Consider the following 13214-nt stretch of genomic DNA (forward strand, 5'->3'; position numbering starts at 1 on the left):
GGTCGCGGCGCCAGCCAAAGGAGCTGACATGACACGCCTTTCGCATTTCCTCGCCCTAGCAGCCCTGGCTGCCGCGACGTCGGCACAGGCGGCCGAGCTTCCCGCGGAGATCAAGCAGGCGGGCACGCTGAAGCTCACGGTCAACTCCACCTACGCGCCGATGGAATATCGCGATCCCGCGACCAATGAGCTCGTCGGGCTCGACATCGATCTGGCGAACGAGCTCGCCAAGCGGCTCGGCGGCCTCAAGATCGTCTGGAGCGAGACGCCGTTCGCCGAGCTCATCCCCTCGCTTCAGACCAAGCGCGCAGATTTCATCATCTCCGGCATCTCGGACCGCGCCTCGCGGCGCGAGACCGCCGATTTCGTCGATTACCTCGCTACCGGCCCGCAGTTCTTCGTGATGGCGGACAATGCGGCCAAGGACGCGACCGATCTCTGCGGCAAGAAGGTCGGCACCACCCGGAGCACCAGCTTCCCGGTCGAGATCGAGAAGTGGAGCAAGCAGAATTGCGAGCCGGCCGGCAAACCTGCCATCCAGTATGTCCCCGGCGAGAACTCGATCGACGTCCGCAACCAGCTCAAGCAAGGCCGCATCGACGCCGCCGTGCAGGGCAGCGAGACGCTGCCTTACGCGCAAACGCAGGAGCCCGGAAAATACCGCGTCGTCGGCGAGCCCTTCGCCAAAGGTTACCAAGGCATCATGTTCCGCAAGGACGATGCCGCCCTGCGCGAAGTCGTGACGGAGAAGCTCGCCGCCATGATCGCCGACGGTGCCTACAAGGCTGTTCTCGACAAATGGGGCTTAGGTGCGAACGCTGTGGCCCAGCCCATGCTGAACGCGGCGCCGCAATGAAGCCGGCGCCGGCACTCGCGGAAGGTTTCCCTGATCTGTCGGGGATGAGCATCGCGCGCGAGCCGCACTGGTTTCGCTGGCTCAGCGCCGCGCTGATCATTCTGGTGCTCGCGGCCATTGCGCGCGCGTTTGCGAACGGGCAGATCGAATGGTCCTATGTCAGCCGCTTCCTGACCGCAAAAGTCATCCTCGAAGGCATCGTCAACACCATGGTGATGGCGGTGCTGGCGATGGCGCTCGGCATCGTGCTCGGAATCGTCGTGGCGATCATGCGGCTGTCGCCCAATCCGGTGCTGAAGACGGTCGCCGCCGGCTACACCTGGCTGTTCCGCGGCACGCCGCTGATCCTGCAACTCTTGCTGTGGTTCAACCTCGCGCTGGTGTTTCCAACCATCGGCATTCCCGGCCTGTGGAGCGCGCGCGCCGTCGACGTCATGACGCCCTTCCTTGCCGCGCTGCTCGGGCTCGGCATCAACCAGGGCGCCTACACCTCCGAGGTGATGCGCGCGGGAATGTTGTCGGTCGACATCGGGCAGTATGAGGCGGCGCAGGCGATCGGCATGGGACGGCTGCGCGCGTTGCGCCGGATCGTGCTGCCGCAGGCGATGCGCGTGGTGATCCCGCCGCTCGGCAACGAGTTCATCGGCATGGTGAAGGCAACCTCGCTTGCGAGCGTGATCCAGTATCCGGAACTGCTGCATAACGCCGAAAACATCTACTACGCCAATTCCCGCGTGATCGAGCTCTTGATTGTCGCCGGGCTCTGGTACCTGCTCGTGGTCTCGATCCTGACCCCGCTCCAGATGCTGCTCGAACGCCGTTTTGCGCGCGGCACATTGCGGCTCGCGCGATGACAAAGCCTCTCGTCGCGATCCGCTCCGTCGCCAAGAATTTTGGCGAATTCCAGGCTCTCAAAAGCGTCTCGCTCGACGTCTGGCCCGGCGAGGTGATGTGCCTGATCGGCGCCTCCGGCTCGGGCAAGACCACGCTGCTCCGCTGCATCAACCAGCTGGCCACGATCGATGCCGGCGGCATCTGGCTCGACGGCGAACTGCTCGGGGTGCGCGAGCAAAGCGGACGGCTGCATCGGCTCAGCGAAGGTGAGATCGGGCGGCAGCGGCTGAAGACCGGCATGGTGTTCCAGCGCTTCAATTTGTTTCCGCACAAGACCGCGCTGGAGAACATCACCGAAGGTCCGCTCCAGGTGCAGGGCCGCAAGCCCGATGAGGTACGCACTGAAGCGCTCGAGCTGCTGCGCCGCGTCGGATTGTCCGCGAAGGCGGACTGGTATCCCGCCCAGCTCTCCGGCGGCCAGCAGCAGCGTGTCGCGATCGCGCGGGCGCTGGCGATGAAGCCGATGCTGATGCTCTTTGATGAACCGACCAGCGCGCTCGATCCCGAGCTCGTCGGCGAGGTGCTTGCCGTCATGAAGGAGCTGGCGCGGAGCGGCATGACCATGATGGTGGTGACGCACGAGCTCGGCTTCGCGCGCGAGGTCGCCGACCGCGTCGTCTACATGGACCAGGGCGCGATCGTCGAACAGGGCCGCGCATCGGACGTGTTGGGCGCCCCGCGCGAGGAGCGTACCAGGGCATTTCTTTCGGCTGTGATCTGAACGGGAGCGTGTTGATGAAAAGATTTTTGGTTGCGGCGGTGTTCCTCGGCGCCATCAGTGTGCCCGCGATGGCGATCGATCTGCCCGCGGAGATCGCCAAGCGGGGCAGCATCAAGGTGGCGTTGGTGCCGAACTATCCGCCGATGGAGTTCCGCGATCCCGCGACCAACGCGCTGTCCGGCTTCGACATCGATCTCGGCGAAGCCATCGGCCGCAAGCTCGGCGTCAAGATCGAATGGCAGGAGACGAGCTTTGCCGAGTTCATGCCGTCGATCTCGACCGGGCGCGTGGACGCCATCCTGTCCGGCTTCACCGATTATGCCAGCCGGCACGAGATCGCGTCCTTCGTCGATTATCTGCGCAGCGGTCCGCAGTTCTTCGTGCAGCAGTCGCGCAAGGCGGAGTTCAAGGACGCCGCATCACTCTGCGGCAAGAAGGTTGGCGCCAGTCGCCGCACCATGTTCCCGGCGCAGATTGCGGTGTGGAGCGAAAAGAATTGCGGCAGCAGTCCGATTCAGTTCGTCGGCACCGACGGCTCGGCCGACGCCCGCACCCAGCTGAGGCAAGGCCGCATCGATGCCGCCGCCCAGGGCAACGAGACGCTGCCCTACATCATGGATCTCGAGCCCGGCACCTATGCAACGGTGGGCGAGCCCATCGCACAGCAATTCACCGGCATCGCCCTGCCGGTCAAGGAAAAGGCATTGCAGCAGGCCATGCTGGAGGCGGTCGACGCGCTGATCGCCGACGGCACCTACAAGACCCTGCTTGCCAAGTGGAAACTCACCGACAACGGATTAGAGAAGGCGACCATCAATGCTGGACAGTAAGGCACTCCAGAGCATCCCCCTTGTCCCGGCCAACACCGCAGATCCCGCGCCGGACTATCCCTGGCCAAAGCCGTACACCTCGGCGATGTTCCTGTCGTTCGACGTAGACGCCGAGAGCGCGTGGACCAGCAAGGACGCAGTGCACGCCCAGCGGCTCATCACCATGAGCTATGGCGGCTATGAGGCCCGCGTCGGCACGCCAAAACTGCTGGAGCTGCTCGACCAGCTCGATCTGAAAGCGACCTTCTTTGTCACGGGATGGTCGGTCGATGCGCATCCCGCGATGGCCGAGTCCATCCTCAAGGCCGGTCACGAGATCGGACATCACGGCTATCATCATCTCCTGCCCGATCCCGGCGATCCCTGGATCGAGGAGGAGCTGGAGCGCGGTTTCGAGGCGCTGAAGCGCAGGCTTGGCGTCAAGCCGACCGGCTATCGCGCGCCGTACGGCGAGTTCACCGAGGAGCTGCGCGTCGCGCTGGTGCGCCACGGCATCGTCTACACCTCCTCGTTCCGCGACGACGTCAGGCCCTATCGCCATCGTCTCGCCGACGGCAAGCCCGGCACGATCGAGCTGCCGGTCACCGCGAGCTATGACGATTGGATGCACGGTCTCTCCGCGCGCTTCAGCCCGCGCTCGATCTTCCCCAAGGAACATGTGCTCTCGATCTGGAAGGACGAGCTCGACGAGGTCCGCGACTGGGGCGCGATGGTGACGACGGTGCTGCATCCGCAATGCAGCGGCCGCCCGATGCGGCTGCGCCTGCTGCGCGAATTTCTGACTTACGCAAAGTCGTGCCCGGATGTCTGGATCACGACCGGCGAGAAGATCGCGGAGAACTTTTTGCGCCACGAGGCCGGTAACCGCTAGGGAGCGCCATGACCCGTATCCTCGTCATCAACCCGAACTCCTCGGCGTCGGTAACGGCGGCGATCGACGAGGCGGTCGCGCCGCTGCGGATCGCCGGCGGGCCTGAGATCGAAGTGGTCGGCCTCGCCGAGGGGCCGCCGGGCATCAGCTCGCAGCGCGATGCCGACAGCGTCGTCATGCCGCTGGTGAATCGCGTCGCGCGCGAGGATGCCGATGCCTTCGTGCTCGCCTGCTTCAGCGATCCCGGCCTGCATGCGGTGCGCGAGGCGGCCGGCGGTCGTCCCGTGATGGGCATCGCCGAATGCGGCATCTTTCGCGCGCTGATGCTGGGTGAACGTTTTGGCATCATCGCGCTGTCGCCCTCGAGCATCCGGCGCCAGCAACGGATGGTGCGGCTGATGGGCGTCGACGGCCGCTATGCCGGAAGCTGGTCGGTCGGCGCGAGCGCAGCCGAGACCGCAGCTGCAGATATCCGGGGACGGTTGATCGACGCCGGCCGCGCGCTGGTCACGCAATGCCGCGCCGATGTCGTGGTGATGGGCTGCGCCGGCATGGCCTCGCACCGCGCGGCAATTGCGGAGGCGATTGGCGTGCCCGTGGTCGAGCCGGCGCAGCAAGCGGTCGCCGCTGCGATCGGCGCGGTCTTGCTCAACACGTAGAGCGCAATTATGGGACCCCGCTTTTGTGACATCGCTCTGGCCGCGCGCTCGCTGCAACCTCTCCCGCTTGCGGGGGAGGTCGACGCGCGAAGCGCGGCGGGTGGGGGCTCTTTCCTCTCGGGGTCATCGCCTGCGGAGACACCCCCACCCCAGCCCTCCCCCGCAAGCGGGAGAGGGAGCACACCGCGGCCGCGGCTGCATGTCACCGCACTCAGGAGCCTCTCGTAATGTCTATCTCCCGCCGTTCGCTCCTTAGGGCTGCCGCAGCCATGCCGGCGCTGTCGCTGCCGGGCATCGTGCGCGCCGAATCCCAGTCGACGCTGCGCTTCATCCCCGTGATCGATCTCGCTTTCGTCGATCCCATCTACTCGACTGCGCAGGTGTCGCGGAACCATGGCTTCATGGTCTACGACACGCTCTATGGCATGAGCGCCTCGCTCCAGGTCTCGCCGCAGATGCTGTCGGGCCACATCATCTCCGGTGATGGGCTGCAATGGGACCTCAGCTTGCGCGACGGCCTGTTCTGGCACGATGGCGAACGCGTGCTCGCGCGCGACTGCGTGGCGAGCATCCGCCGCTGGGCTGCGCGCGACGGCTTTGGCGGTGAGCTGATGGAGGCGATCGACGAGCTGTCCGCCGCCGACGACCGCATCATCCGCTTCCGTCTCAAGCGTCCGTTCCCGCTGTTGCCGCAGGCACTCGGCAAGGCCGCAATCAATGCCTGCTTCATGATGCCGGAGCGGCTGGCGAGCCAGGATCCGTTCAAGCCGCTGACCGAGGTGATCGGCAGCGGCCCGTTCCGCTACCTCGCTGACGAGCGCGTGCAGGGGGCGCGCAACGCCTACGCCAAATTCGAGCGCTATCAGCCGCGCACGGACGGCAAGCCGGATTGGACGGCGGGTCCGAAGATCGTGCACTATGATCGCGTGGTCTGGACCACCACGCCCGATGCCGGCACCGGCGTTGCCGCGCTGCAGACCGGCGAGCAGGACTGGCAGGAGACCACGCCGCACGATCTGTTGCCGGTGATCAAGGCCGCCGGTGACATCGAGACGCGCGTTCTCGATCCCAGGGGTTACGCCTGCATGCTGCGCCTCAATCACCTGCAGCCTCCGTTCGACAATCCAGCCATCCGCCGCGCACTGCTGGGTGCGATCGACCAGTCCGCGTTCATGACGGCCGTGGCCGGCGTCGATCCCGCCTTCCAGGTCTCGCCGATCGGCTACTTCGCGCCTGGTACCCCGATGGCGAGCGAGGTCGGGCTCGACGTGTTCCGCGGGCCCCGCGACTACGCCAAGGTCAAGGCCGATCTGAAGGCGGCCGGCTATAGTGGCGAGAAGATCGTGGTGCTCGTGCCCACCAATTCGCTGGCGCAGAAGCCGCTCGGCGAGATCGCGGTCGATAGCTTGCGCAAGGCCGGCATGAACGTCGAATATGCCGGGCTCGACTTCGCCGTCGTGTTGCAGCGCCAGCTCAAGAAGGATCCGATCGGGCAGGGCGGCTGGAGTGCGGCGGTCGGCAATTGGCAGGGCATCGACTGGCTCAACCCGGCCGGCAACACCAACATCCGCGGCGAAGGCAAGGTCGCCGGCTGGTATGCGAGCGAGAGGATGGGGCCCTTGCGCAGCCAGTGGCTGGCGGCGTCCGAGCTCGCCGAGCAGCAGCGCATCTGCCGTCAGGTCCAGGCGGTGGCGTTCGAGGAGATTCCCTACATCCCGATCGGCCTGTACAAGCAGCCGACCGCCTATCGCAAAGCCATCACCGGCATTCTCGACGGCACCGCCGTCTTCTGGAACGTACGCCCAGCATGAGCACCACAGCAATCTTCGGCAGCTATGTGCTGTCACGGAAAGACGGCGCGCAGGATGTGCTGCGCGACCATTGGGTCCTGGTCGAAGGCAAGAAGATCGCCGCGGTCACGCGCGACAAGCCGCGTGCGGATGAGGTCTACGACCGCCCGGGCCGCTTCGTGCTGCCGGGCCTGCTCAATCTGCACAATCACTGTTTTAGCGAGGCGGTAGCGCGCAGCCACACCGAGGACGGCAACGGCCGCAAGAGCAACCAGAGCATCGTCTACACGGTGCTGTTGCCGCTGACCAAGCGTGGCGCCGATATCTTGTCGGCGGAAGAACGTATGGCGGTGGCGCGGCTCGGCATCCTCCAGCTGCTCAAGGGTGGCGCCACCACGGTGATGGAGCCGTTCCGGAATTCGATTCCGGAGATGTTCGACGCCGCCGAGGAGATGGGCATCCGCTTCTACGGCGCGCCCTATCTGTTCTCGACGTCGGATGCCAAGGCGGGCCCGGACGGCGTGGTGCGTTATTCCGGCGATGACGGTGCCGCCGACATGGCGACCTGGGATGCGCTCTACCAGCGCTGGAACAAGCGCGGCGACGGCCGCATCGGCCTCGCCATGAGCCCGCACGCCACCGACACCTGCGGCCCCGATCTGCTGAAAGCCTGCGCCGCGCGAGCGCGCGAGCTCGGCGTTCCCATCACGACGCATATGGCGCAGAGCCGCGCCGAGGTCGAGACCATCGGCAAGCGTTATGGCGGCCGCACGCCGGCGGAGTATCTGGACTGGCTCGGCCTGCTCGCGCCCGACCTGATGGCCGCGCATTGCATGTTCAGCACCGACGACAATCTCAAGCTGATGGCCGCGCGCGGCATGACCGTGCTGAACTGCCCGCGCGTGTTCGCGCGCGCCGGCGTCACCGCGGCCTTCAGCCGGTTCGCCGAGCATGGCGTGCGCACCGTGGTCGGCACCGACGGCTACAACATGGACCTGCTCGGCGAGCTGAATGCCGCGTCGATGATCTCCAAGATCACCTCGGCGCGTCCCGACGTCGCCAATTCGCCGCAGCTGATCGAGGCGAACACGGCGGTCGCCGCCGACGTTATCAGGCGGCCTGATCTCGGTCGGATCGAGCCGGGTGCAACCGCCGATCTGACCGTGGTCGATCTCACCCACCCGCATCTCCAGCCGCTGTTCGATCCGCGCCGCGCGCTGATCGCGCTCGCCAACCGTGCCAATATCGATCAGGTCATGGTCGACGGCCGCGTGCTGGTCGACGAGGGGCGCTATCTCGGCGCCGACGAAGTAGCGATCACAGCCGCCGGCAGCGCCGCGATCGGCAAGATCTGGGATCTGCCGGAAGCGCAGGCGGCGTTCAACGGGTGATCGCGGCCTCCGGCAGCGACGAAGAAGGTGCACTCCCTCTCCCGCTTGCGGGAGAGGGCAGGGGAGAGGGTTCTCTCCTACCGGGGACACTCCCGATGAGGAGGGAGTCCCCACCCGGCCTTCGCCAAAGCCGAGGCTTCGCCTCGGCGTCTCCTAAGAGACGGCCGCCATAGGCGGCCTACGCCTCCCCCGCAAGTGGGAGAGGTTGCAGCCAGCCCGTCGCCAGATTGTCCTAACTCGCGGCTTCCGGCAGATCGTCAAACTCCATCAGCGCCTTGCGCATGGTCTCCACCAGATCCAGCGCCACCGGCGACGGACTGCGCTGTGCCGGAAATACCGCCGAGAATTCGAAGTCGATGCGCGGCAGGAAGCGCCGCACGACGACGCCGCGCGTGGCAAATTCCTGCGCGGTGAAGGGATCGCAGATCGAGACCCCGAGCCCGGATGACACCATCCCGCACATGATCTCCGACAGCGTGGTCTCCACCCGCAACACGCGGCGGACGTCGCTGCGGTGAAAGACCTGGTCGACGAGGTGGCGGCTCGACGATCCCGCCGACAGCGAGATGAACGTCTCACCCTCGAAATCGCGTGGCTCCAGCACTTCTTTCTCCGCGAGGCGATGTCCGGTCGGCAGCACCGCGACGCGCGCCAGCGCCGGCAGCCGCAGGCTCGGCAGGCCGGAATGGGCAATCGGCACCTCGGCGAAGCCGATGTCGCATTGATTGTTCAAAACCCAGTCGACCACAATCGGCGAGATCACTCCGAAGAAGGCCAGGTTGAGGTTGGGCCGTTCCATCAGGAAGTGCCCGGCAAGCCGCGGCAGATAGCCGTTCGCCAGCGCCGGCAGCGCGGCGATGCGCAGCGAGCCGGTGCGGCGTCCCCGGATTTCTTCGGCCGCAGCCGTGATGCGTTCGAGACCGACGAAGGACCGTTCGACCTCGGTGTAGAGCGCCATTGCCGCGGCGGTCGGCACGAGGCCGGTGCCGCGCCGCTCGAACAGCTCCATCTTCAACAGCGCCTGGAAGTCGCGCAGCAACCGGCTGACAGCCGGCTGCGTCACCACCATCAGCTTCGCGGCCTCGGTGACGCTGCCGGTCAGCATGGTCGCGCGGAAGGCCTCCACCTGCCGCGAATTGATCCGCGCCATTCCAAACATCCATAACATTTAGGCATACAGAGGTTGCCATTATTCATTGGACGATGGAAGTATAGGTTGCGATCTTTTTCATCAGGACTGGAGACAGCCCGCTTTTTCGGCAGATTGGAGGGGTTCAAGCCTCCAGATCGCGCCAAAACCCGCCGAATGGGCGCCGGAGCCCTGTTTGGAGACGGGATTGCGCGGAAGGAAATGCGGAAGAGGCTTCAGCCAGCGAGACTCGTCGGTACGTCACCTCATTCCGGTATGGAGATCGGTCCACATGAAGACTCTTCGCCTTCTGACCGCGGTCAGCATCGCAGCGCTCATTGCCGCCCCCTCAGTCGCTTCGGCCCAGCAAAAGACTCTCTACGTCGCCGGCTATGGCGGCTCGTTCGAGAAGACGATCCGCGACGAGGTGATCCCCGCCTTCGAGAAGGAGAACGGCGTCAAGGTCGAGTACGTCGCCGGCAACTCCACCGACACGCTGGCCAAGCTCCAGGCGCAGAAGGGCAACCAGCAGATCGACGTCGCCATCGTCGATGACGGCCCGATGTACCAGGCGATTCAGCTCGGCTTCTGCGGCAAGCTCGAGGGGCTGCCGGCCGATCTCTACGACACCGCGCGCTTCAAGGACGATCGTGCCGTCGCGATCGGCATCGTCGCGACCGGGCTGATGTACAACACCAAGGTGTTCAAGGAGAAAGGCTGGGCGCCGCCGACCTCCTGGAATGACCTGAAGGACACGAAATACGCCAAGCAGCTCGTGATCCCGCCGATCAACAACACCTACGGCCTCGAAGCGCTGGTGATGCTGTCGAAGATGAACGGCGGCGGCGAGACCAATGTCGATTCCGGCTTCAAGATCTTCAAGGAACAGATCAATCCGAACGTGCTCGCCTACGAGCCGTCGCCGGGCAAGATGACCGAGCTGTTCCAGTCCGGCCAGGCCGTGATCGCGGTGTGGGGCACCGGCCGCGTGCAGAGCTTTGCCAATACCGGTTTCCCTGTCGACTTCGTCTACCCGAAGGAAGGTGCCGCGACGCTGCTGACGACGGCCTGTCCGATCACCAAGCCCAACGCCTCGCCGCTGGCAGCAAGCTTCGTCAAGATGCTGCTCGACCCAAAAATCCAGCTCGTGATGCTGAAGGATTACGGCTACGGCCCGGTGCTGAAGTCGCTGGTGATCCCGCCCGAGCTCGGAAAGATGGCGCCGATCGGCGAGCGTGCGGCCAAGCTCTATAATCCGGACTGGACCGTCATCAACGAGAAGCGCGAGGAGTGGACCAAGCGCTGGAATCGCGAGGTTGAGCGTTGATCTGATCGTCGCAGCGGAGACAGCGTATGGCCTATCTCGAGCTCGATCGGGTCGCCAAGCAATTCGGGGCGCAGACTGTGGTCGACGACTTCAGTCTGTCGGTGGGGAAGGGGGAGTTCATCTCCTTCCTCGGCCCTTCCGGCTGCGGCAAGACCACGACGTTGCAGATGATCGCGGGCTTCCTCGATCCCACGCGCGGCGCCATCCGCCTCGAGGGCAAGGACCTGACCGCGATCCATCCGGCCAAGCGCGGGCTCGGTATCGTGTTCCAGAGCTACGCGCTGTTTCCGCACATGACGGCGGCAGAGAACGTCGCCTTCGGTCTCGAGATGCGCAATGTGCCGCGCACTGAACGAGCCGAGCGCGTCCGTGCCGCGCTCGGGATGGTCGGCCTCGCCGGCTTTGAGGACCGTCATCCCCGCCGCATGTCCGGCGGCCAGCAGCAGCGCGTGGCACTCGCCCGCGCGCTGGTGATCAAGCCGAGCGTGCTCTTGCTCGACGAGCCGCTGTCCAATCTCGACGCAAAACTGCGCGAGGAGATGCAGATCGAGCTGCGCCAGATCCAGCGCACCATCGGCACCACCACGATCCTCGTGACCCATGACCAGAACGAGGCGATGTCGCTGTCCGACCGCATCGTGGTGATGAGCCAGGGCAAGATCGAGCAGATCGGCACGCCGCAGGAGACCTATGAGAAGCCGGCCTCGGCCTTCGTCTCGCAATTTCTCGGCAAGACCAACGATTTTGCCGCGGCGGTCGATCGGACCACTACGCCAGCGCGGGTGACGGCGGGCTCCTGGAGCGCGCCGGCCCCGGCGGGCCTCAGCGGCCCCGTCACTGTCAGCATCCGTCCTGAAAGAATCGGCTTCGGCGATGCCGGCCTTAGCGCAAAGATCGTCACGCGCATCTTCCAGGGCAATCACTGGCTGTTCCAGTGCGACAGCGAATGCGGCCCCGCGATCGTGATCCGCCAGAATGACGGCACGACGCAACCAGGCGAAGGCGAGGCCGTGCGTCTCAGCTGGCGGCCCGAAGACATGAGCGTCCGCGCGAGGGCCGGCGCATGAGCGCGGTCGCCGAGGAGCGCAGCGCGCGTGCGCCGTGGGCGCTGACGGCGCCCGCCCTGATGCTGTTCGTCGGCGTGCTGCTGATTCCGCTGGCGATGACCGTGATGCTGTCGTTCCACGATTGGGGCCAATACAAGGGCATCGAGCCGGTCTTCATCCTCAAGAACTGGCACGAGATCGCGACCGATCCCTATTACGCCGAAATGTTCTGGCGGACCTTTCGGATCGCGATCCTGACCACGCTGCTCACCGCGCTGCTCGGGGCACCCGAAGCCTACATCCTCAACCGCATGAGCGGGCGCTGGAAGAGTTTTTTCCTGCTGGTCATTCTCGGGCCGCTCTTGATCTCCGTGGTGGCGCGCACGCTGGGCTGGGCGCTGTTGTTCGGCGGCAACAACGGCCTCGTCAACAAGCTCCTGATGTCGCTCGGGGTGATGCGTTCCCCCATTCCCTTCATGTTTACCGAGACGGGCATGATCATCGCGCTCGCCCATGTGATGATGCCGTTCATGGTGCTCTCGGTGTGGGCTGCGCTGCAGCGGCTTGATCCGCAGATCGAGAATGCCGCGATGTCGCTCGGTGCGGGTGCCGCCACCATCATCCGGCGCATCATCATGCCGCAGATCATGCCGGGTGTGCTGTCGGGTGCGATCATCGTGTTTTCGCTCTCGGCCAGCGCGTTTGCGACGCCCGCGATCATCGGCGGCCGCCGGCTCAAGGTCGCGGCGACGCTCGCCTATGACGAATTTCTCAACACGCTGAACTGGCCGCTGGGTGCGGCGGTCGCCACGCTCCTGCTGGTCGCGCTGGTGCTGATCGTCGTCGGCAGCAACGCGCTGATCGAGCGGCGCTACGCGGAGGTGTTCCGATGAGACGGAACGGCCCGCTGGCGCTGATCTTCCATACCTTCTTCGTCATCGTCATGGTGGCGCCGATCCTGGTGGTCTGTCTCGTCGCCTTCACGCCCGAAGGCTTCCTGTCACTGCCGACCAACGGCTTCTCGCTGCGCTGGTTCAGGACGATCGCGAACTATCCCGAATTCATCCACGCCTTCTGGGTCAGCCTTGGCCTCGGCGCGCTATCATCATTCGTCGCGCTGCTGTTCGCGGTGCCGGCGGCATTGGCGATCGCGCGCTATCGCTTCCGCGGCCGCGATGCCCTGGCCGCGCTGTTCCTCTCGCCGCTGATGATCCCGCATGTCGTGCTCGGCATCGCTTTCCTGCGCTTCTTCACCTCGGCCGGCCTCGGCGGCAGTTTTGCCGCGCTGATCATCGCGCATGTCATCATCGTGTTTCCCTTCGCGCTGCGGCTGACGCTTGCGGCCGCGACGGGCATGGACCGCACGGTCGAGATAGCCGCGGTCTCGCTCGGCGCCGGCGGCTGGACGCTGTTTCGCCGCGTGACCCTGCCGCTGATCCTGCCCGGCGTCATCAGCGGCTGGGCGCTCGCCTTCATCCAGTCCTTCGACGATCTGACCATGACCGTCTTCCTCGCGGCACCCGGCACCGAGACGTTGCCGGTGCGCATGTTCCTTTATATCCAGGACAACATCGATCCGCTGGTGACGTCGGTCTCGGCCTGCGTGATCGCTGTGACCATGACCGCTCTCATTCTGCTCGACCGCTTCTACGGGCTCGACCGTGTGCTCGCCGGCAAGGGCGGCGATACGGGGCGATAGG

Annotated in this window: 13 protein-coding genes; 12 read left to right on the forward strand and 1 reads right to left on the reverse strand. The window is 65.5% G+C overall.

From position 1 onward, the window contains the following. Positions 1-28 precede the first annotated feature (28 nt). The 8 genes from GGD62_RS26690 (at position 29) to GGD62_RS26725 (ending at position 8012) form a co-directional block, all read left to right on the forward strand. Positions 29-856, forward strand: a complete 828-nt coding sequence (locus GGD62_RS26690) for an ABC transporter substrate-binding protein (protein WP_183711101.1) — start codon at positions 29-31, stop codon at positions 854-856. Continuing rightward, positions 853-1710: an amino acid ABC transporter permease gene (locus GGD62_RS26695; RefSeq protein ID WP_183711104.1), complete on the forward strand. Its 858-nt coding sequence runs from the start codon at positions 853-855 to the stop codon at positions 1708-1710. Before GGD62_RS26690 ends, GGD62_RS26695 begins: the two co-directional genes overlap by 4 nt. Next, complete coding sequence (locus tag GGD62_RS26700) at positions 1707-2471, forward strand: amino acid ABC transporter ATP-binding protein (RefSeq protein ID WP_183711105.1); 765 nt, start codon at positions 1707-1709, stop codon at positions 2469-2471. Before GGD62_RS26695 ends, GGD62_RS26700 begins: the two co-directional genes overlap by 4 nt. A gap of 14 nt (positions 2472-2485) precedes the next feature. Continuing rightward, a complete protein-coding gene (locus GGD62_RS26705; protein WP_183236155.1) occupies positions 2486-3301 on the forward strand; it encodes an ABC transporter substrate-binding protein in 816 nt (271 codons plus the stop codon). Continuing rightward, positions 3288-4172: a polysaccharide deacetylase gene (locus GGD62_RS26710; protein ID WP_092254564.1), complete on the forward strand. Its 885-nt coding sequence runs from the start codon at positions 3288-3290 to the stop codon at positions 4170-4172. The genes GGD62_RS26705 and GGD62_RS26710 overlap by 14 nt, the downstream gene beginning before the upstream one ends. Before the next feature lie 8 nt (positions 4173-4180). Beyond that, the gene (locus GGD62_RS26715) at positions 4181-4831 is read left to right on the forward strand and encodes an aspartate/glutamate racemase family protein (protein WP_179738923.1); all 651 of its coding nucleotides are present in this window, start codon (positions 4181-4183) and stop codon (positions 4829-4831) included. A gap of 227 nt (positions 4832-5058) precedes the next feature. Continuing rightward, positions 5059-6642: an ABC transporter substrate-binding protein gene (locus GGD62_RS26720; protein WP_183711106.1), complete on the forward strand. Its 1584-nt coding sequence runs from the start codon at positions 5059-5061 to the stop codon at positions 6640-6642. Then, positions 6639-8012, forward strand: a complete 1374-nt coding sequence (locus GGD62_RS26725; protein WP_183711107.1) for an amidohydrolase family protein — start codon at positions 6639-6641, stop codon at positions 8010-8012. Before GGD62_RS26720 ends, GGD62_RS26725 begins: the two co-directional genes overlap by 4 nt. Positions 8013-8244: 232 nt before the next feature. Here the strand turns inward: GGD62_RS26725 and GGD62_RS26730 are convergent, their stop codons facing one another. Then, on the reverse strand, positions 8245-9162 hold the full coding sequence (locus GGD62_RS26730) for a LysR substrate-binding domain-containing protein (RefSeq protein WP_183711108.1): 918 nt from the start codon (positions 9160-9162) through the stop codon (positions 8245-8247). 271 nt (positions 9163-9433) lie between these two features. On the opposite strand from GGD62_RS26730, the gene GGD62_RS26735 reads away from it, so the two are divergent. From GGD62_RS26735 to GGD62_RS26750, 4 genes are read left to right on the forward strand one after another with little or no spacing between them, the layout of a single operon-like run. After that, on the forward strand, positions 9434-10468 hold the full coding sequence (locus GGD62_RS26735; protein ID WP_018317726.1) for an ABC transporter substrate-binding protein: 1035 nt from the start codon (positions 9434-9436) through the stop codon (positions 10466-10468). A gap of 26 nt (positions 10469-10494) precedes the next feature. Continuing rightward, the gene (locus GGD62_RS26740) at positions 10495-11535 is read left to right on the forward strand and encodes an ABC transporter ATP-binding protein (protein WP_183711109.1); all 1041 of its coding nucleotides are present in this window, start codon (positions 10495-10497) and stop codon (positions 11533-11535) included. After that, positions 11532-12407, forward strand: coding sequence for an ABC transporter permease (locus GGD62_RS26745; RefSeq protein ID WP_183711110.1), 876 nt, complete (start codon positions 11532-11534; stop codon positions 12405-12407). The genes GGD62_RS26740 and GGD62_RS26745 overlap by 4 nt, the downstream gene beginning before the upstream one ends. Next, positions 12404-13213 carry an ABC transporter permease gene (locus GGD62_RS26750; protein ID WP_018317729.1) on the forward strand — a complete coding sequence of 270 codons (810 nt, stop codon included), beginning with the start codon at positions 12404-12406 and terminating at the stop codon, positions 13211-13213. The genes GGD62_RS26745 and GGD62_RS26750 overlap by 4 nt, the downstream gene beginning before the upstream one ends. The last annotated feature ends 1 nt before the right edge of the window (position 13214 follow it).

The organism is Bradyrhizobium sp. ERR14, from assembly GCF_014198235.1.
GTDB lineage: Bacteria > Pseudomonadota > Alphaproteobacteria > Rhizobiales > Xanthobacteraceae > Bradyrhizobium.